Here is a 24,742-nt window from a genome sequence, read left to right on the forward strand (position 1 = left end):
GCGGTACCGGCGGAGCGCTACAGGCGTTCGATCATGGCGCGCGCCGCCGCCGGCGCGCGTTCTTTCGCGCCATTGATGAAGAACGCGTAGACGTCCTGCGGCCGCGCGGCGCCCGAGGGGTCAGGCCCGATGCGGCGCAGGTCCGCCGGGTCGGCCCCGCGCGCCCAGGTGCGCAGGCGCTCGGCCCAGGCATCCAGCACCTTGGGCGCATAACCCGCCTTGAAGGTGGGGCTGGCGCGCATCAGGCGCGCATAGACGAAATCGGCAGTGCGGTCGGCGATGGCCGGGAAGTCTTCGCTGTCGGTGTAGACGGTGGCGGCGCGGTGGCGGCGGGCCAATTCCAGGTATTCGTCGCAGGCGAAACTGGCGTGCCGCACGTCCAGCACGTGGCGCAGCTTCAGGCCGTCGACTTTGTCCGGCAACAATTCCAGGAAGGCGCCGAAGTCCTCGGCGTTGAAGGTCTTGGTGGGGGCGAACTGCCAGACCACCGGGCCCAGCTTAGGTCCCAGTTCGGCAATGCCGCTGTTCACGAAGCGCTGGATCGAATCCTTGGCGCCGGCCAATTCGCGGCGGTTGGTCGCGTAGCGCGACGCCTTGAGCGAAAACACGAACCCCTCCGGCGTCTCGTCGCGCCATTTGGCGAAAGTTGCCGGCTTCTGGGTGCTGTAATAGGTGCCGTTGATTTCGATGGCGGTCAGCTGGCGGCTGGCGTACTCCAGTTCCCGCGCGTGGGGTAGGCCCTCGGGGTAGAACGGGCCGCGCCAGGGCGCGTAGGTCCAGCCTCCTATGCCAACGCGGATACGGGGGGAACTGCCCACCACGGACGGGTGACGCTGCGGCATGTCCAGGTGCTCCATGCAATCGGACGAACCCGACCACTGTATCGCCGCGCCCATGCCGGCGTAAAGCGTGCAGGCCCGGAACAGGAAGTAACACTGGCGCGGCTGTCGTATTCGCGATACGGCAATCCGACCCTTTGCGAACTTCTGGAGTTTGCCTTCATGCCAGCAAACACCTTGCGTCTTTGCCTACGACAAAAAATCCCTGTTCCGGTACAGTTTTGCGATAACGTGTATGCCTTCAATCCGACTTCGCCCGGCGCCCGCCGGCTCATCATGCCTGACCTGACTCATCTGCTGACGTTCGCCCTGGTTGCGCTGGGCATGGTGCTTACGCCCGGGCCCAACATGATCTACCTGGTGTCCCGCTCTATTTCCCAAGGCCCCCAGGCGGGTCTGATCTCACTGGGCGGCGTGGCGGTCGGGTTCATTTTCTATGTGCTGTGCGCCGCCTTCGGCATCACCGCCTTGCTGCTGACGGTGCCGCTGGCCTATGACGCGCTGCGCATCGGCGGCGCGCTGTACCTGCTGTACATGGCGTGGCAGGCGATCCGGCCGGGCGGCCGTTCGCCGTTCCAGGTGCGCGAACTGCCCAAGAGCAGCCCGCGGACGCTGTTCACCATGGGCCTGGTGACCAATCTGCTGAATCCCAAGATCGCGGTGATGTACGTGTCGCTGCTGCCGCAATTCATCCAGCCCGACCACGGCAGCGTGTTCACGCAGTCGCTGGCGCTGGGCATGACGCAGGTGGTGGTCAGCCTGTCGGTCAATGCCGTCATCGCCATCATGGCCGGATCGATCGCCGGCTTCTTGGCGGGCCGTCCACTGTGGATGGTCGTGCAACGCTGGCTGATGGGAACGGTGCTGGCGGGCCTGGCCGTGCGCATGATCATGGATACGCGCCGCTGATGGAACACGATAGCGGCTTTTTCGCGTCGCTGGGCGGCATGCTCGGCGAAGCGCTGCGCGGCATCGTTGCGGGCATCAAGTGGCTGCTGGGCGGCCTGGGCGGCGCCTTGGGCGACTTCTATTCCGGACTGGCCGGCGCGATGGGCATGAGCCCGTCGATCTTCAACTTCGTCCTGCTGGTGCTGGGCCTGATGTTCCTGTGGGCGGCGGTCAAGGCCTTGCTGCGCCGCTCCATCATCGGATTTCTCTTCTGGCTGGTGCTGGCGGTGCTGGTGCTGGGCGGGCTGGTGGATTAGCCGCGGGCGGCCTGGCCGTCAGCGCCGGGCTTTCAACGCGATATCCCGCAGCCGGCCGACCAGCGCCGGGAACCGCTCGGCCCCCGTGTTCCCATATCCGATCACCAGCCCATTGTCTTCCGGGCGGGGCGTGATCGCGAATGAGGACAGCGCGCCGGGGTTCATCCCCAGCTTGCGCGCCTGCTCCACGATCGCCACATCGGAAAACGCCGGCGGCAGCCGCACGGTCAGGTGCAGGCCGCTGTGGCCGCCCAGCACTTCATGATCGATCTCCAGGTGCGCGGCAAGCGCGTCGCGCAGCGCCGCCTGGCGCTCGCGGTACAGCCGCCGCATGCGGCCCAGGTGGCGCGAGAACTGGCCGTTGTCGATGAAGGCCGCCATGGTCAGTTGTTCCAGCCGGTGGCCACCGCGCAGCATTTCGATGACGGACGGCATGGCTTGCGTGGCGATGGTTTCGGGCAGCACCAGGAAACCCAGGCGCAGGGCAGGGAACATGGTCTTGCTGAACGTGCCCACATACAGCACGGGTGCGTCGGGCAGCAGGCCCTGCATGGCCGCGATGGGCTCGCCCTGATGGCGGAATTCGCTGTCGTAGTCGTCTTCGATGATCCACGCACCCGCGCGGCGCGCACGTTCCAGCAGGTCCAGCCGGCGCGCCACCGACAGCACGGCGCCGGTGGGGTACTGGTGCGACGGCGTGGTCTGGATCAGCCGCGGCGGGCGCGTCTGCCACGCGTCTTCGGGAATCACCATGCCGTCGGCGTCCACGCGCATCGCCACGACGTCCAGGTCCCCCGCATGAAAGGCGGACTTGGCGCCACGGTAGCCGGGGTCTTCCAGCCATGCGGTGTCGCCGGGGTTGGTCAGCAGTTGCACGCACAGCGCCAGCGCGCCCTGCGCGCCTTCGGTGATGACGATGCGCGACGTCTCGCAGCGCACGCCGCGCGATACGCGCAGGTACTGGGCGATGGCTTCGCGCAGCGCGGGTTCGCCCACCGGATGCCCATACCCCAGCGTGGTGGCCGGGGCGGCCTGCAGCGCGCGGTCCTGCGCGCGGCGCCACGCATTGACCGGGAACTGCGTCAACGCAGGGGTGCCGGGCGTCATCGGCAGGGAACCGTCGTGCAGGTAGCGCGAGGATACGATGCGCGACAGGCGCTTGGCGGTGAAGGAGGATTCGGCGGGCGGCGGCGCGGCCTGCCGGGCGGCGTTGCTGGCGGCGGCCGACAGCGCCGCCACGCGCGTGCCTTGCCGGTCGGCGATGACATAGCCTTCGGCAGTAAGCTGCTCGTAGGCGATCAGGACCGTGTTGCGCGAAATATCCAGGTCCTCGGACAGCGCGCGCGACGATGGCAGTTTGCCGCCGGCGGGCAATTGGCCGGCCAGGATGGCCTGCTTGAGCCGCTGGATCAGCTGGCGCTGGCGAGGCAGCGCGCCGGGGCCGCGCGCCAGCGGGCTGGACAGCAGGGCGGCGTCCGCAGGGTCGCCCAGGGATGGCAGGGGAGTCATGGCCCTATTAAATTCAAGGATCGTGGTGCTTTTTATGATGCCACGATTCCGATATCGTGAGGTCATGCGTGTTGCGTCCGCCACCGCCGGCGACGCGCGCTAACCAGGATGAGGCCCGTAGCATGCAACCCCGCGTCAACGCATTCCAACAACCCATTGGCCCTGATGTTCCCGGCTGGACCCCGCGCGCGCGTCCGCCCCTGACGCCGGCCATTGGCCGTTACTGCCGGTTGGAACCCCTGTCCGCCGAGCGCCACGCGGCGGACTTGTATCAGGCCTTCAGCCAGGCGCCGGACGATAGCGACTGGACCTACATGGGCGTCGGCCCTTTTGCTGACGAGGCCGCCTACCGGACGTTCGCCGAGGCCGCGCAGGCAGGCAGCGACCCTTTGCACCACGCCATCATCGATCTGGAAACGGGCCGCGCCATCGGCACGCTGGCGCTGATGCGGATCGACCCGCCCAACGGCGTGATCGAAGTGGGCTTCGTGTCGTTCTCGCGCCAGCTCAAGCGCACCCGCATCGCGACCGAGGCGCAGTTCCTGCTGATGCGCCGCGCTTTCGACGAACTGGGTTATCGCCGCTATGAATGGAAGTGCGACAGCCTGAACGCGCCGTCGCGCAAGGCCGCCGCCCGGCTGGGATTCCAATTCGAGGGCATCTTCCGCCAGGCGACGGTCTACAAGGGCCGCAGCCGTGATACGGCATGGTTCTCGATCATCGACAGCGAGTGGCCGGCGCTGCGCGCTGCCTACGAGCGCTGGCTGGACCCCGAGAATTTCGACGCCGAAGGCAACCAGCGCAAGGGCCTGGCCGAACTGACCGCCCAGGAAAAGGCCGCGTGCGCCTGATCCCGATAGCGCTTGCGCTGTTCTGGGGGCTGAACTGGCCGGCGGTGAAGATCATTCTGTCGATCTTCCCGCCGTTCACGCTGCGTGTCATGGGCCTGGGCAGCGGTGCGGTGCTGCTGTTGCTGCTGGCGCTGGCCAAGCGCGTGGCCCTGTTGCCTCCGCGTGCGTCGTGGCCCGGCATCATCGTGGGCGGCCTGTTGGCCGTGGCGGTGTTCAACCTGGCGGTGGCGTGGGCGCAGCTCAGCACCAGCACCTCGCGCGCTGCGGTGTTGACCTTCACCATGCCCATGATGTCGGCCGTGCTGGCCTGGGCCGTGCTGGGTGAACGCCCCGACCGACGCCGGGCCGTGGCGCTGGCGCTGGGCGCGCTGGGCGTGGCCATCCTGGCCTGGCCGGTGCTGCATGCCGTCTTCGTCGACCACGACATCGCCGCGACCAAAGGCCTGGCCTTTCCGCTGATCGCCGCTTTCGGTTGGGCCGCCGGCACGGTCTATCTGAAGCGGTGGCCCGTGGCGGGCAACCGCATCGTGGTGACGGCCTGGCAACTGGTGGTGGGCGCGGCTTGCGCCTTGACGGGCATGCTGATCGCGGGCGAGTCGTTTCCCACGCAGGGCTGGAATGCGCGGGTGGCCGGCGCGCTGGCGTTTCACATCATCCTGGGCACGGCGGTGGCGTATTGGCTGTGGTTCGTGCTGAGCGAAAAGGTCAGCGCCACCGTCGCGGCATTGACGACACTGATGGTGCCCGTGGTCGGGGTGCTGGGCGCGATGGCGCTGGTGGGCGACCGGCCGGGCGCGGCAGACTGGCTGGGCTTCGCCTTCGTGCTGGCCGGGGCGGCGCTGATCGTACTGAACTTGGGCAAGGCGCGGGGGTGACGCCGGCGGCTCACACCCGCTTCTGCAACAGGTTCCTGATCACTTCCGCGCCGCTGACCAGCGTGATGCCCGACAGCACCAGCACCGCGCCGATGACAAAGCCGGCGTCCAGCGGCTCGTTCAGGATCAGCACGCCGAAGCTCACGCCGAACAGCGGTGTCATGAAAGACAGGATCGACAGCCGCGACGCCAGGTAGCGGCGCAGCAGCCAGAACCAGGCAAGGTAGCTGGACAGCGCCACCACCACCGACTGGAAGGCCACGCTCAGCACGGCGGCCTGCGTGTAGCGGATGGTGTCTTGACCGGTGGCGGCGGCATAGGCCAGCAGCCCGATGGCGGCCACCGCCATCTGATAGAACAGCGTCTTGGACGGCGCGGCTTCCGATAGCGAGGTCTTGCGGATGGCGACCGTGGTGGCGCCCCAGAGCAAGCCCGCGGCCAGGCCCATGGCATCGCCCAGCAGCATGTTCGAGGATCCCGCCTGCGCTGGCTTGCCCAAAAACGCCACCCCGATGCCGCCGAACGCGATCGCCACGCCCAGCCACTGGAGCGGGCGCATGCGTTCTTCAGGTAACAGCCAATGCAGGCCCAGCGCGGCGAAGATGGGGGCGGTGTACAGGAACACCGACATGTGCGAGGCCGTGGTGTAGAGCAGGCCCTGCGCCACGAACAGGAATTCTCCCGCGAACAGCAAGCCGACGATCAGGCCGGGCAGGGCGGTGCCGTCGCGGAATGCGCGCAAGCCCTCGGCCCGCCACACCACCACCGCCAGCACCAGCGCCGCGAACGTCGAGCGCAGGCCGATCTGCATGATCGGGGCGATATCGCCGGCCACCAGCTTGATGGCGATCTGCTGGAAACCCCAGCACACGCACAGGGCCAGCATGCCGCTGGTTGCCAGCGCGTCCAGCGGCAAGCGTTGGGGCTTGGCGGCGGGCGCGCTCACGGCAGTTCGGCGGGGTAGCTGTCCAGCGCCAGGCCGATCTGTTGGCGCAAGTCCCATTCGGCCAGGGTCGATTGCACCGGGCCGAAGAAGGCGCCGTCGCGCGTGACGAACATGGCGGGCAGATGAAAGACCTCGTAGCGTTCGACCAGTCCGCGGTTGTCGCCCGCATCCACCCAGCACACGCGTTCCACGGGCAATTCCAGGGTCGGCAGCTGTTCGCGCGCGATGCGGCAGGTGCCGCAGGTGCGGCTGTGAAAGACCAGCAGCGTCAGGCCGGGCGCATCCAGCAGGAAGCGGTCGGCGGTGCTGTCATTGAGTTCTATCTGTTCCATGGGCGGCGGGGGGACGAGTCGTGGGCGCCAGACGAACCCGGCGCAAGGCGTCCATTATGGCAGCGCGCCGCCCGCGGGCCAGGGATACCCGCGGGCGCCGAATGGATGTGCCGATTCAAGCGCCGCGCAGCACCCGGTCCAGCTCCAGCACCGACTGGTACAGGACCCGGGTGCCGTCCAGCAACTGCGCGGGTTCGATCCATTCTTCCGGGCAGTGGCTGCGGCCATTCAGGCACGGGATGAAGACCATGCCGATGGGGCCCGTGGGCGCCATGTACACGGCGTCATGGCCCGCGCCGCTGGGCAGGCGCATCGACGCGTAGCCCAGCTGGTCGGCCGCGGCCTTGACCGCGTCCATCACCAGCGGCGAACAGTCCGTGGGCTGCGCGCGGCTCAGTTGCGTGAAGCCTGCCGTCAGGCGCAGCGCCTTCAGGTCGTCGGCCACGCCCGCCATCAGCGTTTCCGGGAACGCGTCCAGCACGGCGTTGCTGTCGCTGCGCATTTCCAGCGTCAGCTCCACCCGGCCGGGCACGGCGTTGGCGGCGTTCGGCGTCATCGACAACCGGCCCACCGTGGCCACCACGTAATGCGGATTGCCGCTGGCGGCGCTGGCCTGGCGGCTGGCGGCATCGATGATGCGGGCCGCGCCGACAAGCGCGTCGCGGCGGATGTCCATGGGGGTGGTGCCAGCATGATCGGGCTGGCCTTCCACCACGATCAGCACGCGGCGGATGCCCACGATGTTGGTGACCACGCCGATCGGCAGGCTGCGGCTTTCCAGGACGGGGCCCTGTTCGATATGCAGTTCGACAAACGCCGCGGTGTCACCCGCGTTGCGTAAGGGGGCATGAAGCGCCGACGGGTCGCCGCCGACGCGGGCGATGCCTTGGGCCAGCGTCTCGCCGTCGGGGTTGCGGGCGGCCAGCATGTCGGCCGTCAGTTGGCCAGAGAGCGCGCGGCTACCCACGCACGAGATGCCGTAGTCGCTGGGTTCTTCGGACAGGAAGTCGATGACTTCGAACGGATGCGCCAGTTCGATGCCGTGTTCCTGCATCGTGTGCGCGACTTCGATGCCGGCCAGGACGCCGATGATGCCGTCGAAACGGCCGCCGGCCATGACGGTGTCGCAATGCGAGCCGGTGGCAATCGGCTTGCGGGCCGGGTCGCGCCCGGCGCGGGTGCCGATCAGGTTGCCGCCCGCGTCCAGGCGGGTGGCCAGGCCGGCGGCTTCGAACTCGCTGCGCAGCCAGGCGCGAGCCTCGTCGAACAAGGGCGAAAAGGCGCGGCGCGTCCATGGGACGTCGGGCAGGGTGAAGCGGGACAAGGCTTCAATGCGCGACCACAGGCGGTCGGCATTGAGCGGGGGGAATTGGGGGGAAGGCGATGCAGGGGGTGTTGCGTGCGGCATGAAGATTCCTGAAGATGCGCCGTAGATTATGTCATGGCGATCTAGCCCGCCGCCCCTTCAGGGTGCCAGCCGCCACGACGGTTCGCGCTTCTCCAGGAAAGCGGCCACGCCTTCGCGGGCTTCGTCGGTGCTGCGGCAGGCCGCGATCCGTTCCACGGTGTCGGCGATCACCGCCGTGTCGATCGGCTGGCCCGCGAAGTCCCGCACCAGGCGCTTGCTGGCCTGGACGGCATCGGGGCCGTTGGCGCACAGCGTGCGGCAGATTGCGTCGGCCGCGTCATGCAGCGCCTCGGCCGGCACCACGTCGTGCAGCAGCCCCAGGCGCAGCGCGGTGGCGGCGTCAAAACGTTCGGCGGTCAGGAAATAGCGGTTGGCCGCCCGTTCGCCCATGGCCCGGATCACATAGGGGCTGATGGTGGCGGGCAGCAGCCCCAGGCGGGTTTCAGACAGGCAGAAGTGCGCGGAATCTGCGGCGATGGCGATGTCGCAGGCCGACAGCAGGCCCATGCCGCCCGCGTAGGCATCGCCGTTCACGCAGGCAACGACGGGTTTGGGGCACGACCAGATGGTGTGCAACATATCGGCCAGCCGGGTGGCGTCGGCGCGATTGTCGGCGTCGGTATGCGTGGCCATCTTGCGCATCCAGTTCAGGTCGCCGCCCGCGCAGAACGCCTTGCCGGCGCCGGTCAAGAGCAGCACGCGCACACGGGGATCCTGCGCCGCCTGCCTGACGGCGCGGGTCAGCGCGGCGATCAGGGTCTCGTCGAAAGCGTTGCGCATGTCGGGGCGGTTCAGCGTCAGGCGGACGATGGCCCCGTCGTGGGCGACGTCCAGGGGGGCGTGCAGAATCATGCCGGGTCTCCCGTTGTATTGAATATGGCTCAATAAGCTAGATGCTACTGCTCGATGATTCTAGGGCTATTTTGGGTAGTCCGCGATGAATTCCGGTCAAGTATTGAGTTATCCTCAAAAAATAACGGAGCGAGACATGAATCCACAATCAGGCGGCCAGGCCGCCGATCAGCGTTATGCGTCGGTATTCCGGCCCGGACTGTACGACGGCAAGACCATCCTGGTGACGGGCGGAGGCAGCGGCCTGGGGCGCTGCACCGCGCACGAACTGGCGGCGCTGGGGGCGAGCCTGGCGCTGGTCGGTCGCAAGCTGGACAAGCTTGAGGCGGCGGGTGAAGAGATTGCCCGCATCTACCCCGAAGCCGCCGGGCGCATCAGCCTGCACGCGTGCGATATCCGCGACGAGGCCGGCGTGCGCGGCGTGGTCACGGACGTGCTGGCCCGGCATGGCGCCATCGATGGCCTGTTCAATTGCGCGGGCGGGCAGTTTCCGGCGCCGTTGGACCGCATCAGCTTCAACGGCTGGAACGCCGTGGTTCAGAACAACCTGCACGGCACCTTCCTGATGGCGCGCGAGGTCTATACGCAGCACATGCGCCAGCACGGCGGGGCCATCGTCAACATGCTGGCCGACATCTGGGGCGGCATGCCGGGCATGGGCCATTCGGGCGCGGCGCGGGCCGGCGTGTGGAACCTGACCGAAACCGCCGCTTGCGAATGGGCGCACGCCGGGGTTCGCGTGAATGCGGTGGCGCCAGGCTGGATCGCGTCGAGCGGCATGGACAGCTACGACGACAAGTACCGCGCGGTGTTGCGCAAGCTGAAGACCAAGGTGCCGCTGCAACGCTTCGGCACCGAGGCGGAACTGGCGGCGGCCGTGGTGTTCCTGCTGTCGCCGGCGGCCGCCTTCATCAATGGCAGCGTCATCCGCGTGGATGGCGGCGTGCCGAACGCACGCCACTCCTGGTCCTTGCAGCCCGCCGAGCGCGGCGAGGTCTACAACGGCTTTCCTCAGTACGTGCCGCCGTCCTTGTTTTCGGACTCTGCTGACGATTCGGAAGCCTGAAGCCGATGCAGGGCGTCGCGCACTTCGCCGCGAAACCGGGCCAATGCCAGCGCGTCCTGGCGGGGCGGCTGCAAGGCCTGCCACAGGAAGCCGACCAGCTGGTCGGCCGTGGCGGACACATCTACCCGCGCGCCGCGCAGGATGGCGTCCCACAGCACGTGCTCCATGGGGCCATAGACCGCCGACCGCAACAGCCGCAAGGGCATGTCCCGGCGGATGTCGCCGTCGGCCTGGCCTTGGGCCAGGATGCGCATCAGCGGCGCGGTGTAGCGGCGCTGCAGGCCGGCGTAGACCTCGCCGAAATCGTCGTTGCGGGCGCGCCCTTCGGACAGGATGAAGGCGCACAGCCCCGGCCCTTCGGCCAGCAGGTGCCGCAGGTGCGTATGCACCAGATAGTGCAGCTGCGCGCGCGCGCCCTGCACGTGGGGCAAGCTGTCTTCGACCTTGCCGATGATCTCGTCGTACCAGTCGCTGATCACCCGCACGCACAATTCCCGCTTGCCGCCGAAGTAGGTGAAGATCGTGGCTTCGGATACGCCCAGCCGCTGGGCGATCTCGGTCGTCGTGGCCGCCTGGAAGCCGGCCTCGGAGAAGACCTGCCGGGCCATGTTCAGGATGTCGCGGATGCGCTGTTCCGACTTGGCGCTGGCCGCCGGGCGGCGGGTCGGGACGACAGGGGTTTTTTCCATGCGGACGGCAAAAGGGCGGGTAGGCGGGGCTTATTATTGAGCCAGGGTCAAGCAAGTTGAGCAAGCCCTGGATGATCCATAACAACATCAGAGACTAAACCATGCTGTCCCGAGCCGAATCCTACAAGCAGCTTGTGTCCCAATTCCAATGGCAGGTGCCGGCGGACTTCAACATCGGCGTCGACGCCTGCGACAAATGGGCCGACGGCAGCGGACGCGTGGCGCTGATCTACGAAAAGAGCGACGGCGCGCAAACGCGCTATACCTTCGACGACATCAAGGCGCAGTCCAATCGCCTCGCGCACAGCCTGGAGCGCCATGGGGTGCGGCGCGGCGACCGCGTGGCGGTGTATTTGCCGCAGGCGCCCGAGACCGCGGTGACGCACATCGCCGTCTACAAGATGGGCGCGGTGGCGGTGCCGCTGTTCACGCTGTTCGGCGTGGACGCCATCCAGTACCGGCTGGCCAACAGCGGCGCGGCGGCGCTGGTGACCGACGCCGAGGGCTGCCGCAAGCTGCTCGAAATCCGCGCCAGCTTGCCGGACCTGAAGGTCATCTATTGCATTGATGGCGAAGGCGAGGGCGGCGCGGTGCCGTTCCATCCGGCGCTGGCCGCCGAGTCCGACGACTACACGCCGGTGCGCACCGCGGCGGACGACCCCGCCGTCATCATCTATACGTCGGGCACCACGGGCAAGCCCAAGGGCGCGCTGCATGCGCATCGCGTCCTGCTGGGGCATCTGCCCGGCGTGGAGATGTCGCACGAGTTCTTCCCCGAAAACGCCAAGCTGATGTGGACGCCGGCCGACTGGGCCTGGATCGGCGGCCTGCTGGATGTGCTGCTGCCGTCTTGGCACCACGGCGTGCCCGTGCTGGCGCGTCGTTTCGAGAAGTTCGACGGCACCTCCGCCCTGGAACTGATGGCGCGCCACGGCGTCACGCACACCTTCCTGCCGCCTACCGCGCTGAAAATGATGCGCGGCGCAGCCTATCCCGAAGCGGCCGGCCCGTTGGCCCTGCGCTCGGTGGCCAGCGGCGGCGAATCGCTGGGGGCCGAGCTCATCGACTGGGGCCGCCGCGTGCTGGGCGTCACCATCAACGAGTTCTATGGCCAGACCGAATGCAACATGCTGGTGTCGTCGTGCTCGTCGCTGTTCGACCCGCAAATCGGCTCGATCGGCCGTGCGGCGCCCGGGCACCGGGTGGCTATTGTGGATGACCAGGGCGTGGAAGTGGCCGATGGACAAGAGGGCAACATCGGCGTATCGCGGCCGGACCCGGTCATGTTCCTGGGCTACTGGAACAACCCCGAGGCCACCGCCGAGAAATTCGTGGGTGACTACCTGCTGACGGGCGACCTGGGCGTGCGCGACGAGCAAGGCTTCATCCGCTTCGTGGGGCGTAATGACGACGTCATCACCAGCGCCGGCTACCGCATCGGCCCGGCACCCATCGAGGACTGCCTGATCGGCCATCCGGCCGTGCGGATGGCGGCGGTGGTGGGCGTGCCGGACGAGCAGCGCACGGAAATCGTGATGGCCTATGTGGTGCTGAACGACGGCTTCGACGGCGACGAGGCGCTGGTCAAGGCCCTGCAGGCGCATGTCCGCACCCGCTTGGCCGCGCATGAATACCCGCGCGCGATCCGCTTTGTAACCAGTTTGCCGACCACCGCCACCGGCAAGATCATTCGCAGGGAGTTGCGTGACGGCCGCTATTCCTGAGCCGTCTCAACCCGTGACAAACTCGTCCATGAGGATGGGTTGACGGGTTGCCCCGCGCTGCAAGTATGATGGCGCAAATTACATACGGCCCCACGCAATTGGGGCCGTATCACCATTTGTCTAAGTATGGAGATAGCCCCAATGAATAAGCCATTGGATGGGGGCCTTGCGGCGTTGAACGTGCCGGCCTACGTCAAGCATCGCGGCCTGATTGACTGGGTGGCCAGTTTTGTCGCGTTGGCCAAACCCGATCGCGTCGTCTGGTGCGACGGCTCGCAAGAGGAATATGACCGCCTGTGCGAGCAGATGGTCCAGGCCGGCACGATGCGCAGGCTGAATCCCGCCAAGCGGCCCAATTCCTTCCTGGCGTGCTCGGATCCGTCCGACGTCGCGCGTGTGGAAGACCGCACCTTCATCTGTTCGGACCGGCCCGAAGACGCCGGCCCGACCAACAACTGGGCCGACCCGGCCCAGATGCGCGACACGCTCAACGGCCTGTTCGACGGCGCCATGCGCGGCCGCACGCTGTACGTCGTGCCGTTCTCGATGGGCCCCCTGGGTTCGGACATCGCCCACATCGGCGTGGAACTCTCCGACAGCCCCTACGTGGCCGTGAACATGCGCATCATGACGCGCATGGGCAAGCAGGTCTATGACGTGCTGGGCACCGACGGCGACTTCGTGCCTTGCGTGCATTCCGTGGGCAAGCCCCTGGCCGCCGGCGAAGCCGACGTGGCCTGGCCGTGCAACCCCACCAAGTACATCGTGCATTTCCCCAAGAGCCGCGAGATCTGGAGCTACGGCTCGGGCTATGGCGGCAATGCGCTGCTGGGCAAGAAGTGCTTTGCGCTGCGCATCGCCTCCACCATGGGGCGCGATCAGGGCTGGCTGGCCGAACACATGCTGATCCTGGGCGTGACCTCGCCCAAGGGCCGCAAATACCACGTGGCCGCCGCGTTCCCTTCCGCTTGCGGCAAGACCAACTTCGCCATGCTGATCCCGCCGCAAGGCATGGACGGCTGGAAGGTCACCACGATTGGCGACGACATCGCCTGGATCAAGCCGGGCGCCGACGGCCGCCTGCACGCCATCAACCCGGAAGCCGGCTATTTCGGCGTGGCTCCGGGCACCAGCGAGCAGACCAACTTCAACGCCATGGCCACCCTGAAGGCCAATGTCATCTTCACCAACGTGGCGCTGACCGATGACGGCGACGTCTGGTGGGAAGGCATGACCGACACGCCGCCCGCGCACCTGATCGACTGGCAAGGCCAGGACTGGACGCCCGCCATCGCGCGCGAAACCGGCCGCAAGGCCGCGCACCCGAACGCGCGCTTCACCGCGCCGGCCGCGCAGTGCCCGTCCATCGATCCGGAATGGGAAAACCCCGAAGGCGTGGTCATCGACGCCTTCATCTTCGGCGGCCGCCGCTCCACCACGGTGCCGCTGGTGACCGAGGCGCGCAACTGGGTCGAAGGCGTCTACATGGCCGCGACCATGGGTTCGGAGACCACCGCCGCCGCCGTCGGGCAGCAGGGCGTGGTGCGCCGCGACCCGTTCGCCATGCTGCCGTTCTGCGGCTACAACATGAGCGACTACTTCAACCACTGGCTGAAGCTGGGCAAGCAACTGGAAGCCACCGGCGCCACGTTGCCGCGCATCTATTGCGTCAACTGGTTCCGCAAGGGCCCGGACGGCAAGTTCGTCTGGCCGGGTTTCGGCGAGAACATGCGCGTGCTGCGCTGGATGCTGGGCCGCATCGACGGCCAGTCCAAGGGCGTGGACCAGGTGTTTGGCGTATCGCCCAGCTATCAGGACATCGATTGGACGGGTCTGGAATTCACGCCGGACAAGTTCGACCAGGTCATGTCGGTGGACGCTGCCGCCTGGCGCGAGGAACTGGCGCTGCACCACGAGCTCTTCGGCCAACTGGCCCAGGGCCTGCCTGAAGACCTGCCGGCCACCAAGGCCAAGATCGAAGGGCGCCTGGCAGCCTGATCGCTGACTGCGTCTGAAAAGCCCGCGTGCTGCATAGGCACGCGGGCTTTTCTATTTCATGATGACTTTTCCCCGGGGCATTGCGAGCCAGCGGGGTATTTGAGGAGTCATTGTGGCGAAACCGAAGCGGGAACGAGTCGTGGGCGATGCGGCACAAGCGTCGACGCAGACCGTGGAAATGGCAGCGGGCTCACCGCTTGCGGAATCCGCAGCGTTGCTTGGCGATATCAAGGCGATGATCGAAGCGGCTCGCCAGCGCGCGGCGTCTGCGGTCAACAGTGAACTGACAATGCTCCACTGGCGCATCGGCCATCGCATTCATACGCAAGTTCTGGCGGGGCGGCGGGCTGACTATGGGGTGGGACTGCTCGCGGCGCTGGCGGCGCAATTGGTCAAGGGCTACGGAGTCGGCTTCGCCGTGAAAAACCTGCGCCGCATGGTGCAGTTTGCGGTCGCTTTCCCAGATGAAAAGATTGTCGTATCACTGATACGACAATTGAGCTGGACGCACTTTATCGCGCTGATCCCTTTAAAAGATCCCCTTCAGCGAGACTTTTACGCGCAGATTGCCAGCGCCGACCGCTGGAGCGTCAGAACGCTGCGCGAGCGCTGGTGGCGGTGGAGTTGAAGGTGGATGAGTTCAAAGCGGCCTACAAAGGCCAGATGGAGCTTTACCTGCGGTGGCTGGATAAATTCGAGCGCGAGCCCGAGGAAGCCGCGCCGCTCGGAATCATCCTTTGCGCGGGCAAGAAGTCCGAACAAATCGAGCTCTTGGAACTGGACAAGTCAGGCATACACGTGGCGGAGTATCTGACCGCCTTGCCGCCGCGGGCGGTGCTGGTGGAACGGTTGCAGCAGGCCGCTTGCCGGGCGCGTGCGCAGATCGAACTGCGGGGCATGGCGGAACGAGGCACAATGGCTTCATGAAACTGGACCCGGAAGACCTTGCGAAGATCAGCGCGCTGACGCTCGCGCACTATGAAGAGAACGCGGAATCGTTCGAGGCCGGCACGCGCGACCACGATGTCAGCCAGAACATCGCCGCGTTGCTGCGGCATATCCAGGGCGAGCCGCCCTACGACATTCTGGATCTGGGATGCGGACCCGGCCGCGACTTGAAGACCTTCGTCGCGCTGGGCCATCGGCCGGTGGGGCTGGACGGCACGCCCAGCTTTGTCGCCATGGCGCGTGCGGCCAGTGGTTGCGAAGTCTGGCATCAGGATTTCCTGAAACTGGCGTTGCCCGCCGAACGCTTTGACGGCATCTTCGCCAATGCCGTGCTGTTTCATGTGCCTGGCCAGGAATTGCCCCAGGTGTTGCGCGCGCTACGCGCGGCGCTGAAACCGGGCGGCGTGCTGTTCAGCTCGAACCCGCGCGGCGGCAATCAGGAAGGATGGAACCGTGGACGCTATGGCGTCTACCACGACCTGGACGGCTGGCGCAGCCTGCTGGCGGACGCCGGCTTCGACGCGCTGGAACACTACTATCGCCCGGAAGGATTGCCGCGCGACCAGCAGCCCTGGCTGGCCAGCGTCTGGCGGCGTATAGGCTAGCGCGGTGCGCATCGGGCGCTGCCGCCACGGGCGGCGCCTTGGCAGAAAACGGACAGCGGCTGCGAATTCCGGCCATCGTGTCCAGCCTGCATCCCCATTTCCTCGAATAAGCGCAGTCCGCGGATAGCGGCTGCCGGATCCGGCTACGCCCGCCACGCGGCGCGGCATCAGTATTCGCCTCACTCAGTCAGCAATGCGGAGGTGATGCGATGAAGGGTCTGCAAAACAAGGTTGCCATCGTGACCGGCGGCGCCACGCTGATCGGCGCGGGCGTGCTCCAGGCGCTGCGCGACAAGGGCGTGCGCGTGGCGCTATTCGACATCGACGCCGCCAATGGCGAACGCGTGGCCGGGGCGGACCAGGCCGCCACGCGGTTCTGGCAAGTGGACATCTCGGACGACACGCAGTTGGCGCGGGGCGTGGCCGAGGCCGCGTCCCACTTTGGCCGCATCGATTATCTGGTCAACCTGGCCGCGACCTACCTGGACGACGGCGCCGCTTCCGGCCGCGCCGATTGGTTGCGGGCGCTGGACATCAATGTCGTGAGCGCCGTGATGGCCGCCCGCGCCGTCCATCCCCATCTGCTGGCCGCCGGCGGCGGCGCCATCGTCAACTTCACCAGCATCTCGTCGCGCGTCGCGCAGACCGGCCGCTGGCTGTATCCGGTGTCCAAGGCGGCGCTGCTGCAGGTCACGCGCAGCCTGGCCATGGACTACGCGGCTGACCGCATCCGCGTTAATTCCGTATCGCCGGGCTGGACGTGGTCGCGCGTGATGGACGAACTGACGCAAGGCGACCGCGCCAAGACCGATCGCGTGGCCGCTGATTACCACTTGCTGGGGCGCGCCGGCGATCCGGCCGAAGTGGCCGAGGTGGTCGCGTTTCTGCTGTCGGACCACGCCAGTTTTGTCACCGGCGCCGATTACGCGGTGGATGGCGGCTACTCCGCCATGGGGCCGGAGCAGGCGCGGCCGGCGATTCCCCGTCTGGCGCAGTAACGAGCCATGAACAGGCCCGCGGCAATGGCGGCGGGCAATGCAAACGAAAGGAGAGGGATGATGCGTCGAATCGCGATCGTGGGCGGCGGCCAGGCCGGACTGCCCCTGGCGTTGGGGCTGTTGGACAAAGGGTACGAGGTCACCGTGGTCACGAATCGCGACCCGGACAACATCCGCAACGGCAAAGTGATGTCCAGCCAATGCATGTTCGATGCGTCGTTGCAGATCGAACGCGACCTGGGCCTGAACCAATGGGAGGCCGACTGTCCGACCGTCGACGGCATCGGGCTGGCGGTGCCGCATCCCGAGCAGCCGGGCCACAAACTGATCGACTGGGCCGCGCGCCTGGACCACTCCGCGCAGGCGGTGGACCAGCGCATCAAGATGCCGGCCTGGATGGAACGGTTCGAGGCCCGCGGCGGCAGGCTGCTGATCCAGGACGGCGGCGTGGGCGAGCTGGAACTGCTGGCCGCATCGCATGACCTGGTGCTGCTGGCCGCCGGCAAGGGCGATGTCGTCAAGCTGTTCGAGCGCGACGCGCACCGGTCGCAATTCGATCGGCCGCAGCGCGCGCTGGCGCTGACTTACGTCGCCGGCATGCGCCCCGCACCCGACTACTCGCGGGTCGCATTCAACCTGATTCCCGGCGTAGGCGAATACTTCGTGTTCCCGGCGCTGACGACGGGCGGCCCCTGCGAAATCATGGTGTTCGAAGGGATCCCCGGCGGCCCGATGGATTGCTGGCGCGACATCAAGTCGCCGCAGGCACACCTGGCGCAGAGCCTGGATATCTTGCGCACCTACCTGCCCTGGGAGGCCGACCGCTGCAAGGCAGTAGAGCTGACGGACGCCAACGGCATCCTGGCCGGCAGTTTCGCGCCCACGGTGCGCAAGCCGGTGATGACCTTGCCGTCGGGCCGTCTGGTGTTCGGCCTGGGCGACGCCGTGGTGACCAACGATCCCATCACCGGACAAGGCTCCAACAACGCGACCAAGGCTTGCGCCGTGTATCTGGAGGCGATCCTGGCGCATGGCGACGCCGCCTTTACGGCCGAATGGATGCAGCAGACCTTCGAACGCTTCTGGGACTACGGCGGCGCGGTGGTGGAATGGACGAATTCGATGCTGATGCCGCCCGCGCCGCATCTGCTCAAGTTGTTGAAGGCGGCCGAGGATTCGCCGGCGCTGGCCAGCGCCGTCGCCAATGGGTTCAACCATCCCCCGTCGTTCTTCCCGTGGTGGCGCGACGAACTCGCCTGCGAAGCGTTCATCGCCTCGAAGGCGGCGCGGGCGGCGGCATGACGGCGCCGCTGGACTGGGGCAGCACCGACCTGCACCCCAAGGTCCTGCGCGGCGTGCTGGGCAGCTACCCGACCGGCGTGGCCATCGTGGCCACGCGCTGCCCGGACGGCCGCAAGGTCGGCCTGACCATCAATTCGTTCGCCTCGCTGTCGCTGGATCCGCCGCTGGTGCTGTGGAGCCTGGTGAACCATTCGCCCAATCTGGCGGCGTTCCGCGATTGCAGCCACTTCACCATCAGCGTGCTGGCCTGCGGCCAGGAAGCGCTGGCGATGCGATTCGCCAGTTCGGCGGTGGCCGACAAGTTCGACGGCACGCCGCTGCATGAAGTGCCGGAGGGCGTGCCTGCGATCGCCGGCGCCGTCGCCACGCTGGTGTGCGCGAACGACCAGCAGAGCGCCGCGGGCGACCACCTGCTGCTGTTCGGGCGCGTGCTGCGCGTGGCCAGCGTGGCGGCGACGCCGCTGGTGTTCCATGCCGGGCGCTTCACGGCGCTGACCGCCGCGTAGCGGCCCTACCCGTTGGAGTGATTCATGGCCACAGAGTCAGATGCGCAGGTCGTCATCGTAGGCAGCGGGATGAATTCGCTGGTGTGCGCCGCGCTTTTGGCGCAGCGCGGCAAGTCGGTGCTGGTACTGGAGCGCAACGACCGGTTGGGCGGATGCATCCGCACCGAAGAACTGTTCCCCGGCTACCACCACGACGTGCTGTCGTGCTGGTATCCGCTGTTTGTGGGCAGCCCGGCCTACGCGGCGCTAAAGCCCGCGCTGGGCGAAGCCGGCCTGGAATTCCTGCAAGGCGAGTACACGACCGGGCTGGTGCGGCCCGACGGTTCGGGGCTGGCATTCAAGCAGGACATCCAGGACAGCGCGCGGCGGCTGGACGCCTGGGCGCCGGGCGATGGCGCGGCATTTGCCGCCATGGCGCAACGGCTTTTCGGCGAGGACGCCGCGCTGACGTTCGGGATGCTGGGGCAGAACCCGTACGGCGCGGGCATGCTCAAGCTGCTGTTCAAGGAATGGCGCAAGCGCGGCATGGACGGCCTGGCCGCCTTTGCCGCGGCGTCCCTGGAACCGTTTCGCCGATGGGCCGAACGCGAACTGCGGTCGGACGCGGCGCGCGCCCTGATCGCACCCTGGGTGCTGCATACGGGGCTGGGCCCCGACGACGCGTGCTCTGCCTTGATCGGCAAGCTGACTTTCGCGGCCGTCGTGGCCGGCGGCATGCCGGTGGTCAAGGGCGGGGGCAGCGGTTTGGTGGAGGCGTTGGCGAAAGTGATCGAGCAGCGCGGCGGCCGATTGCTGACCGGCACCGCGGTCGAACGCGTGCTGACCCGAGGAGGCGGCCGTCGGCGCCGCGCGGTCGGCGTGATGGCAGGTGGCCGCGAATACCGCGCGGCCGAGGCGGTGGTCTGCAACGTGACGCCCGGGCAACTGTACGGCCAGCTACTGCCCGACGCGCCCGAACCCTTGCGCCAGCGCGCAGCCGGCTACCGCTACGGCCGCGGCGGCATGCAGATCCATTTCGCGCTGAACGCGCCGCCGGACTGGCTGACCCCCGAACTGCGTCATGTGCCGCTGGTGCATCTGACCGAGAGCATGGAGCAGGTGTGCGCATCGGTGACCGATGCCAACAACGGCCTGTTGCCGGCGCGCCCCACGCTGGCCATCGGCCAGCCCGTTGCGGTGGACCCGTCACGCGCCCCGGCAGGCGGCTGGATCCTGTGGGTGCAGATGCAGGAACTGCCGGTGCGCGTCAAAGGCGACGCGGCGGGCGAGATCGCGGCACCCGAAGACGGGCGCTGGAACGCCGCGCTGCGCGAGGCAGTGGCCGACCGCGTGCAGGCGCGGCTGGAGCCGGTCATGCCGGGGCTGGCGCAGCGCATCGTCGGCCGCCGCAGCTATTGCCCGGCAGACCTTGAAGCCCTGAACTGCAACCTGGTGGGCGGTGATCCCTATTCGGGCGTGTGCTCGCCCGACCAATTCTTCTGGCTGCGGCCCTTTGCCGGCAGCCAGGGCGCGCGCGCGCATCGGACGCCGCTTTCCAACCTTTTCCACATCGGCGCCGCCACCCATCCAGGCCCCGGCCTGGGCGGCGGCTCCGGCTATCTCGTCGCGCAACATCTGGCGCCCCGTGGGGGCAGGAGCGGAACATGAGCAGACACCTTGAACGCCGGCGGCTGGCCTGTGCCGTGGCTTTGGCGCTGGCAGGCACGGCGGCCCAGGCCACCGAAGGCGGCGGGCTGGGCATCTACCCCGACGGCCTCGAGAACTTCATGTCGGGCGCGTTGCCGCCGCCCGGCGTGCACATGCTGGTCTACGGCGGCGGGGCGCGCTACGACACCTTGCGTGGCGACGATGGCGAGCGGGTGCCGGTGCCGGGCTTCAAGGTCGACGTCAACGTGCTGGCGCCGCGCCTGATCTGGGTGACCGAGCAGCAGGTGATGGGCGGGCAACTGGCCTTCCACGCGATCGCGCCGCTCCTGGACGTCACGTTCAAGGCGGCCGGCGAACGTTACCGCAGCACCGGCCTGGGCGACATGACGCTGGGCGTGGCGCTGGGCTATCACGTGTCGCCGACGCTGCATTACGTGGTCGGACTGGACATGTATGCGCCCACCGGCGAGTACGACCGCAAGGACCCGTCCAGCCTGGGCAAGAACTACTGGACCGCGCAACCCGTGTTCGCGCTTAGCCGCATCAGCCCGGACGGATTCAACGCCGACCTGAAGCTGATGTACGACTTCAACTTCCGCAACTCCGCCACGGACACCCGTTCCGGGCAGGCGATCCATGCCGACTACGCCTTGGGCTGGGGCGTGGGTAAGGGCTGGGTGCTGGGGGTAGGCGGCCACGCCTTCCAGCAAGTGACGGACGACAGCGGACCCAACAGCGCCGCAGGTCGGGCGCGCGCGTTCGGGGTCGGCCCGTCGGTGCGCTACCTGAACGACAAGGGCTGGCTGTTCACCGCCAAATGGCAGCAGGAATTCAAGGTGAAGAACCGGCCAGAAGGCTCGCAGCTGTATGTGAAGCTGGCGATTCCGTTCTAAAGCAGGAGGGGGGCGCCCCGGCACGACCCCAGTCCAGCGCGGCCCCGTCGTGCTGAACCTTTTTCTCTTAGGCGTGTTCTCACCCGCAACGGCGCAAGCTCTGGCTTGGGCTTTCGCCGTACCGCGCCTTGTACCCGGCGCTGAAGCGGCCCATGTGCGCGAAGCCCCAGCGCAGGGCCACGGCGGCGATGTTGTGGCTTTCGCCCGACAGCAGTTCGGCGCGGGCGCGCTCCATGCGCAGGTCGCGCAGGTAGTGCATGGGGCTCACGTCCAGGAATTCCTTGAACCCCGCATACAGGCTGCGCACGCTGACGCCGGCAATGCGGGCCAGTTGTTCGGCGCTGACGGGTTCGTGCGCGTGGGCCTGCAGATAGTCCTGCACGCTGCGCACGTGGCGCGGCAGCACCGCGGCGCGGCGGCCGGGCGGCACGCAGGTGTAGTTGTGAGGATGGGCCGACAGCAGGGTGGCCGCGACCAGTTGTTCCATCTGGTGCACGATCAACTTGTGCGTGGCCAGGTCCGCGTGCTGCGACGAACAGTCCAGCAGATACGTCATGAGGCAGCGCCAGGCCGGGCAATCGCGCCAGCGGAATCCCAGCTGGAAGCGCAGCGGCCGATCCAGCGTACAGCCCAGTTGACCCATCAACGTGCGCTCGAGCAGGGAACGGCCCACGCGAAGCATGAACTGATCGCTGTCGCCGCTCCAGCGCATCGCCAGGTCGTCGTCCGGGCTGACTACGGACGCGACATCCGGCGTGGAGTCCACTTGCTGCGGGCCGCTGCTGATGCGGGCCGATCCCGCCAGCGGCATCTGCACCAGGAAGAAGTCCTCGAGCGGGCCGGGTCGGATCTCGACATGGGCGCCGTAGCGCAACCGGTTCAACGAGACATCGCCCAGCGGCTGGTGATGCATGCGGGCATCCAGGCGCTGCATCGCGCCCACCACGCCCAACTGATGCGGCCGCATGACCCGGCCGACCATGGAGCGGGCTTCATCCAGATCGCCGGAGGCGAACAGCTGCTGCGCCGGCAGCCCCAGGACGGATTCGATGCGCGGCGCGGCGGGCGGCCAGGTAGTGCTGGTGGCGGACGGCGTCGGGTTGATCATGGCAGGGGTTTCCTCCCGCGTGGGAGCCTGGAAGGATTCGATAGTAAAGCTGCGCAGGGCGGGGGGGACTGGTGGAAAACCCGTCCCGCGCCGGGGGAGCCTGGCCGTTTCCTGCACTGCCTAGCCGCAGAATGCAAAAAACCGCGGCCAGGGCCACGGTTTTTCGCGCACGGCTTAATCGCCGTCAAATGAAGGAGTTAAGGCCTGGGGCGGGCAGACAGCGCCCGCCTCGTGGCGTCAGTGCATCTTCCCGTAGCGGCCGGCGTTGAAGTCCTGGATGGCTTCGACGATTTCCGCTTGCGAGTTCATCACGAACGGACCGTATCCCACCACCGGCTCATCGATCGGCTCGCCGCTCAGGACCAGGAACACGGCGTCGTTGTTGGCTTCGACCGTGATGTCTTCCCCGTCCTGCGAGAACAGCGCCAGATGCGCGTCGCGGGCGACGGACTCGCCGTTGACCAGCACCGTGCCGCGCAGCACCACCAGCATGCTGTTGCGGCCCGCGGCGACGGGAAACGTCGCGGTCTTGCCCGCATTCAGCCGCACGTCCCACACGTCCATGGGCGTGAAGGTGCGCGCCGGGCCGGCCTGGCCCGCAAAGTTGCCCGCGATCACCCGCAGCGAACCCGCATCGTCCGGCAGCGCCACCACGGGGATGTCCGCATTGAGGATGCCCTGGTAACCCGCCGGCGCGGTCTTGTCGCGGGCAGGCAGGTTGACCCACAACTGCACCATTTCCAGCTCGCCACCCGACCGGGTGAACGCGGGGGAATGGAATTCCTCATGCAGGATGCCCGAGGCCGCCGTCATCCATTGCACATCGCCAGGACCGATGACGCCACCGTTGCCGGTGGAGTCGCGGTGCTCGACCTCGCCGCTGTAGACGATGGTCACGGTTTCAAAGCCGCGATGGGGGTGCTGGCCCACGCCGCGCGGATGGTCGGCCGGCTCGAACTTGGCCGGGCCGGCGTAATCCAGCAGCAGGAAGGGGCTGACGTTCTTGCCTTTGTCGTTGTAGGAGAACATCGAGCGCACCGGGAAGCCGTCACCCACCCAGTGGGGGCGGGGAGCAGCGTGCAAACCGAGGATCTTCTTCATGGCGTCTATTCCTATTGCGCGACCCCTGCGGGGTCGTTCGTCATAGGGTTAAAGATAAGGGCGGAACGCTGGTTTCGGTAGTCCCCCCTATTGATAAGCACTGTTCCATGGATCGGACGATGCCCCCATCCCATTCCGCCCGCTGCCGTCTGTCGTATCCTTGCCCGATGGAACTACGCGCGGACACTGCCCAGGAAGGGCGCAACAATCACGTCTGGGGCTTTGCCCCTGTCGCAACCCCCCATTCACGGGTGCTGGTCCTGGGCTCCATGCCCGGCGTGGCGTCGCTTGCACAGGTTCGCTACTACGCCCACCCCCGCAACGCATTCTGGCCCATCGCCGCGCAGGTCCTGGGCTTCGATCCCACCCTGGACTACCCCCACCGCCTGCAAGCCCTGCAAGCCGCCGGCATCGCCCTGTGGGACGTCCTGCAAGCCTGCGAACGCCCCGGCAGCCTGGACGCCAACATCCGCCACGACACGCTCATCCCCAACGATTTCGCCGCCTTCCTGACGGCCCACCCGGCCATCACCCGCGTCTGCTTCAACGGCGGCAAGGCCGCCACCCTCTACCGCCGCCACGTCCTGCCCAGGCTACCCCAAACAAACCTGGAATACGTGGATCTCCCCTCCACCAGCCCCGCCCACGCCGCCGCCTCCTTCGAGACAAAGCTCGCCGCCTGGCGACAAGCACTCACCGCCTAAACACGAAGGCGGCAACACCCCCGCAACACCCCGCAGCTCCCACTGCCCCCCGGCACAACGCCCCGCAACACGCCCCGGCAACATCCCCCCGCAACCCCCACCACGTATGCCCGAAAAGGCCGCGCAGGGCGGCCTTCTCGGGCGGGCATGCCACCCCCTTCCGCGGCATTCTCACCCCCACCAAAACGCCAAGCACGCCGCTCCCCCCAGCGGCCTTGGCATGACGCTGCTGGAGCTGGTTGTCGCGCGGGCGGGGGTGGGGCGGCCGTTCGGTGACGCCCGACGGAATCCGAAGGGAGCCGTAGGCGGACGAGGATGAGGACGGGGAAGTCCGGCCCCCGCGGGCCGGACCGTCATCGTTGGCCGCGCCACCCCCGCCCGCGCGACAACCGGCGCCCCAAGAACCCAGCAGCCTGCAACCAGCACCCAGCAAAGGCAACCTGCCGAGCCCCGACCCCGTATCCGTCCCCCAATTGATTCAAATCAACCCCCTATATAACTCCCAGTGATAAGTTAATAACAACAAAAAGTAACCGCCCCGGAGCCCCAAGCAATGCCCCCCTCACCAGAACCCCCCCTACCCAGTAAACGCGGCTTCCTGAAAGGACTCCTCGGCCTGAGCGCCGCCGCCACCAT

Annotated in this window: 23 protein-coding genes and 1 pseudogene; 15 read left to right on the forward strand and 9 right to left on the reverse strand. The window is 67.5% G+C overall.

The genetic code is table 11. The features are described 5' to 3' along the window. Positions 1–17: 17 nt before the first annotated feature. Positions 18–842 carry a DUF72 domain-containing protein gene (locus tag CEY09_RS23440; RefSeq protein ID WP_006226870.1) on the reverse strand — a complete coding sequence of 275 codons (825 nt, stop codon included), beginning with the start codon at positions 840–842 and terminating at the stop codon, positions 18–20. Between the two features lie 273 nt (positions 843–1,115). Here CEY09_RS23440 and CEY09_RS23445 point away from each other — a divergent pair, with 273 nt between their 5' ends. Together CEY09_RS23445 and CEY09_RS23450 are read left to right on the forward strand one after the other, a co-directional pair. Next, complete coding sequence (locus CEY09_RS23445; protein ID WP_088590478.1) at positions 1,116–1,748, forward strand: LysE family translocator; 633 nt, start codon at positions 1,116–1,118, stop codon at positions 1,746–1,748. Continuing rightward, the gene (locus CEY09_RS23450; protein ID WP_006226868.1) at positions 1,748–2,044 is read left to right on the forward strand and encodes a hypothetical protein; all 297 of its coding nucleotides are present in this window, start codon (positions 1,748–1,750) and stop codon (positions 2,042–2,044) included. The genes CEY09_RS23445 and CEY09_RS23450 overlap by 1 nt, the downstream gene beginning before the upstream one ends. An 18-nt stretch (positions 2,045–2,062) precedes the next feature. On the opposite strand, the gene pdxR is transcribed toward CEY09_RS23450, so the two are convergent. Next, a complete protein-coding gene (pdxR, locus tag CEY09_RS23455; protein WP_088590453.1) occupies positions 2,063–3,553 on the reverse strand; it encodes a MocR-like pyridoxine biosynthesis transcription factor PdxR in 1,491 nt (496 codons plus the stop codon). Between the two features lie 122 nt (positions 3,554–3,675). On the opposite strand from pdxR, the gene CEY09_RS23460 reads away from it, so the two are divergent. Both CEY09_RS23460 and CEY09_RS23465 read left to right on the forward strand, forming a co-directional pair. After that, the gene (locus CEY09_RS23460; protein ID WP_088590454.1) at positions 3,676–4,404 is read left to right on the forward strand and encodes a GNAT family N-acetyltransferase; all 729 of its coding nucleotides are present in this window, start codon (positions 3,676–3,678) and stop codon (positions 4,402–4,404) included. After that, positions 4,395–5,279, forward strand: coding sequence for a DMT family transporter (locus CEY09_RS23465; protein ID WP_006226865.1), 885 nt, complete (start codon positions 4,395–4,397; stop codon positions 5,277–5,279). The genes CEY09_RS23460 and CEY09_RS23465 overlap by 10 nt, the downstream gene beginning before the upstream one ends. A gap of 10 nt (positions 5,280–5,289) precedes the next feature. Here CEY09_RS23465 and CEY09_RS23470 read toward each other — a convergent pair whose 3' ends face one another. The 4 genes from CEY09_RS23470 to CEY09_RS23485 form a co-directional block, all read right to left on the reverse strand. Further along, positions 5,290–6,165: a DMT family transporter gene (locus CEY09_RS23470; RefSeq protein ID WP_167390150.1), complete on the reverse strand. Its 876-nt coding sequence runs from the start codon at positions 6,163–6,165 to the stop codon at positions 5,290–5,292. A gap of 56 nt (positions 6,166–6,221) precedes the next feature. Further along, a complete protein-coding gene (locus CEY09_RS23475) occupies positions 6,222–6,557 on the reverse strand; it encodes a thioredoxin family protein (protein WP_088590456.1) in 336 nt (111 codons plus the stop codon). Positions 6,558–6,672: 115 nt separating this feature from the next. Then, positions 6,673–7,965: a Zn-dependent hydrolase gene (locus tag CEY09_RS23480; protein ID WP_088590457.1), complete on the reverse strand. Its 1,293-nt coding sequence runs from the start codon at positions 7,963–7,965 to the stop codon at positions 6,673–6,675. Between the two features lie 57 nt (positions 7,966–8,022). Continuing rightward, complete coding sequence (locus CEY09_RS23485) at positions 8,023–8,817, reverse strand: enoyl-CoA hydratase/isomerase family protein (RefSeq protein WP_088590458.1); 795 nt, start codon at positions 8,815–8,817, stop codon at positions 8,023–8,025. Positions 8,818–8,953: 136 nt separating this feature from the next. Here CEY09_RS23485 and CEY09_RS23490 point away from each other — a divergent pair, with 136 nt between their 5' ends. Then, a complete protein-coding gene (locus tag CEY09_RS23490) occupies positions 8,954–9,883 on the forward strand; it encodes an SDR family oxidoreductase (RefSeq protein ID WP_088590459.1) in 930 nt (309 codons plus the stop codon). On the opposite strand, the gene CEY09_RS23495 is transcribed toward CEY09_RS23490, so the two are convergent. After that, entirely contained in the window at positions 9,829–10,572 is a 744-nt protein-coding gene (locus tag CEY09_RS23495; protein WP_088590460.1) for a TetR/AcrR family transcriptional regulator, read from the reverse strand. The two genes, CEY09_RS23490 and CEY09_RS23495, sit on opposite strands and share 55 nt — an antisense overlap. Positions 10,573–10,673: 101 nt before the next feature. Here CEY09_RS23495 and CEY09_RS23500 point away from each other — a divergent pair, with 101 nt between their 5' ends. The 9 genes and pseudogenes from CEY09_RS23500 (at position 10,674) to CEY09_RS23540 (ending at position 21,193) form a co-directional block, all read left to right on the forward strand. Beyond that, entirely contained in the window at positions 10,674–12,296 is a 1,623-nt protein-coding gene (locus CEY09_RS23500; RefSeq protein WP_088590461.1) for an acyl-CoA synthetase, read from the forward strand. Between the two features lie 141 nt (positions 12,297–12,437). Continuing rightward, entirely contained in the window at positions 12,438–14,294 is a 1,857-nt protein-coding gene (locus CEY09_RS23505) for a phosphoenolpyruvate carboxykinase (GTP) (RefSeq protein WP_088590462.1), read from the forward strand. A 178-nt stretch (positions 14,295–14,472) separates the two neighbouring features. Next, positions 14,473–15,221, forward strand: a pseudogene (locus CEY09_RS23510) (PDDEXK nuclease domain-containing protein). After that, complete coding sequence (locus tag CEY09_RS23515; protein ID WP_088590463.1) at positions 15,218–15,847, forward strand: class I SAM-dependent DNA methyltransferase; 630 nt, start codon at positions 15,218–15,220, stop codon at positions 15,845–15,847. The pseudogene CEY09_RS23510 and the gene CEY09_RS23515 overlap by 4 nt, the downstream one beginning before the upstream one ends. A gap of 209 nt (positions 15,848–16,056) precedes the next feature. Continuing rightward, positions 16,057–16,845 (forward strand): SDR family oxidoreductase, encoded by a 789-nt coding sequence (locus tag CEY09_RS23520; protein WP_088590464.1) that lies wholly within the window; start codon positions 16,057–16,059, stop codon positions 16,843–16,845. 60 nt (positions 16,846–16,905) lie between these two features. Next, the gene (locus CEY09_RS23525; protein WP_088590479.1) at positions 16,906–18,147 is read left to right on the forward strand and encodes a styrene monooxygenase/indole monooxygenase family protein; all 1,242 of its coding nucleotides are present in this window, start codon (positions 16,906–16,908) and stop codon (positions 18,145–18,147) included. Next, positions 18,144–18,653 (forward strand): flavin reductase family protein, encoded by a 510-nt coding sequence (locus CEY09_RS23530; RefSeq protein ID WP_088590465.1) that lies wholly within the window; start codon positions 18,144–18,146, stop codon positions 18,651–18,653. Before CEY09_RS23525 ends, CEY09_RS23530 begins: the two co-directional genes overlap by 4 nt. A gap of 24 nt (positions 18,654–18,677) precedes the next feature. Then, positions 18,678–20,300, forward strand: coding sequence for a phytoene desaturase family protein (locus tag CEY09_RS23535; RefSeq protein ID WP_088590466.1), 1,623 nt, complete (start codon positions 18,678–18,680; stop codon positions 20,298–20,300). After that, entirely contained in the window at positions 20,297–21,193 is an 897-nt protein-coding gene (locus tag CEY09_RS23540; protein WP_088590467.1) for a SphA family protein, read from the forward strand. The genes CEY09_RS23535 and CEY09_RS23540 overlap by 4 nt, the downstream gene beginning before the upstream one ends. A gap of 79 nt (positions 21,194–21,272) precedes the next feature. Here the strand turns inward: CEY09_RS23540 and CEY09_RS23545 are convergent, their stop codons facing one another. Both CEY09_RS23545 and CEY09_RS23550 read right to left on the reverse strand, forming a co-directional pair. Then, a complete protein-coding gene (locus CEY09_RS23545) occupies positions 21,273–22,301 on the reverse strand; it encodes an AraC family transcriptional regulator (protein ID WP_088590468.1) in 1,029 nt (342 codons plus the stop codon). A 237-nt stretch (positions 22,302–22,538) separates the two neighbouring features. After that, on the reverse strand, positions 22,539–23,402 hold the full coding sequence (locus CEY09_RS23550; RefSeq protein WP_088590469.1) for a pirin family protein: 864 nt from the start codon (positions 23,400–23,402) through the stop codon (positions 22,539–22,541). Positions 23,403–23,569: 167 nt separating this feature from the next. Here CEY09_RS23550 and CEY09_RS23555 point away from each other — a divergent pair, with 167 nt between their 5' ends. After that, positions 23,570–24,106, forward strand: a complete 537-nt coding sequence (locus CEY09_RS23555; protein WP_088590470.1) for a DNA-deoxyinosine glycosylase — start codon at positions 23,570–23,572, stop codon at positions 24,104–24,106. The last annotated feature ends 636 nt before the right edge of the window (positions 24,107–24,742 follow it).

It is taken from the genome of Achromobacter marplatensis (assembly GCF_002209535.1).
GTDB lineage: Bacteria > Pseudomonadota > Gammaproteobacteria > Burkholderiales > Burkholderiaceae_B > Achromobacter > Achromobacter marplatensis.